Source organism: Bradyrhizobium sp. BRP19, assembly GCF_020194195.1.
Classification (GTDB): domain Bacteria; phylum Pseudomonadota; class Alphaproteobacteria; order Rhizobiales; family Xanthobacteraceae; genus Bradyrhizobium; species Bradyrhizobium yuanmingense.
Genome location: NZ_JADYVZ010000234.1, coordinates 1 through 391, shown reverse-complemented (window position 1 = coordinate 391; position 391 = coordinate 1). Strand labels below are relative to the sequence as shown.

General features: G+C 67.5%; 1 protein-coding gene. It reads right to left on the bottom strand.

The features are described from left to right. Positions 1-391, bottom strand: a 391-nt coding sequence (locus I6F36_RS39340; protein WP_276573766.1) for an acyl-CoA dehydrogenase family protein, incomplete at both ends; no start/stop codon positions are given.

Genomic DNA, 391 nt, shown 5'->3' with positions numbered 1-391 from the left:
CCTCTGCACCGCAGCGGGCGGCGTTGGTGGCCGCAAGCCGCATCAGCGTCATCGTCTTTTGCGTCGGCGCGCCTGCGAGCACTTCGCTCCACAGCGCGTCGGTTGCGTCATAGAAGAAGCTGCGCGCCGAACGCAGCATCGCCTCGGCTCGTGCAACTTCGAGCTGGACATAGCCGCGATCGGCCATCACGGGCGCGCCGGTGATCGAGGCGCGGCTGCCGGCCATCGCGATCACGTCGTCCAGCGCCGAACGCGCCACGCCGATGCCGACGATCGCCAGCACCTGCGCTGCGAAACAAAGCGAGGGATAGCGGTAGATCGGCGCATCGAGGCTCGCCGGACCACCGCGGATCAGGGTCCATTCTTCCGGCACCACCACGTCCTTGACGAT